Source organism: Pseudomonas sp. ES1 (genome assembly GCF_050586605.1).
GTDB lineage: Bacteria > Pseudomonadota > Gammaproteobacteria > Pseudomonadales > Pseudomonadaceae > Aquipseudomonas > Aquipseudomonas sichuanensis.
Map to the genome: position 1 here is coordinate 1 of NZ_JBOBDM010000131.1, position 1,234 is coordinate 1,234.

The following is a 1,234-nucleotide window of genomic DNA, read 5'->3' on the forward strand; positions in this document are numbered from 1 at the left end:
GTGGACGTGGCGGATGACGTTCTTGCGCGGGTCGCGGAACAGCCATTCCTCGCGGCCGTCCGGGTGGATCAGGCGGTAGGTGTAGCCCAGGGCGTCGTAGTAGTGCCAGGTCTGCTGGCCGTGGGCGTCGGTGACATAGGTCAGGCGGATGTTCGGGTCCCACGCCAGGCGGGTCTCGAAGCTGCCGTCATCGGCCCATTCGTGGATGGCCTTGGCGTGCGGGCCGCTGCCGTCCCATTCGAGGTTGATGCCGCGCCCGGTGCGATCGGTGTAGCGGGTCAGCAAATGATGCTGGTACTGGTAGTGCCAAGCAGCGCCGTGCTCGTCCTGGGCGGCGATCAGGTCGCCGTGGGTGTCGTAGTGGTAGCCGCACAGTTGACGCAGCGGCGTGCCATCGACCACCTGCCACAGGCCCTGGATATGCCCATGGTCGTCGAGCAAGGTGCCCAATTGCAGGTGGCGTTTTTCGGGATCGTTGTCGGAGTAGGTGTTGATATCCGACAGCACCGGCCGGCCGTTGAACCGGTGCTCGTAGTGCAGCATTGCCCCCGCGCCGCTGCGCAGCTGGATATGCGTCAGGTAGAAGCGGTCACCCTCGCGGGCATAGGTTTCGCGGCGGTCCAGGCCACGCAGCAACACCAGTTGCTGCTCGGCGGAGCGCACTAACGTCAGGTATTCAATGGCGTCGTGATGGTGTTTGCCAACCTTGGGCAGCGGCAACTCATGGCTGCGACCATCGGCATCATGCAGCACCAGGCCCTGGCCGAACGTATCAAGGAAAGTGGTGAACTCGGTGATCCAGCGGGCGCCGAGGCTGCCGTCGTCCAGCTTGGCCAGCCGCGAGTTGTACACCCGCGTCCAATTGACCGGGAACGGCCCAGGCAGACTGAAATCCTGGTGGGCCAGCGTCTCGTCGCCAAGTACGTGGCCAATGCTGAACCCGGTGCAGGCGCAGGGGCCGTTCTTCTCGGGCTTGGGCTGCTTGTTGGCGCGACCCTGGCGGCGGGCAACTTCGGTCGGCCCTTCGCTGCGAATCAGCCTGGCTTGCGCTGTGCCATTGGGTTTGAGGTTGACCGCTACTCGGCGGCTCGGCGGATGGGCCTGCACAGTCTGCAGCAGCTGAGTCAACAACCAGGCGATGCTGTGCGGCCGTTCGGCCTGGCCGAGGGCAGCAAGCTGCTTGGGCACAGCTTCGGCCAAGCTTTCCAGGGTGCCGATCAGTGGCTTGAACAAA

The 1,234-nt window shown here is 64.7% G+C and carries 1 protein-coding gene; it reads right to left on the reverse strand.

The genetic code is table 11. The features are described from left to right. Window positions 1-1,234 (reverse strand): DUF6531 domain-containing protein (locus ACQ4N9_RS26460; RefSeq protein WP_430934105.1); only part of this gene is annotated, 1,234 nt, incomplete at both ends.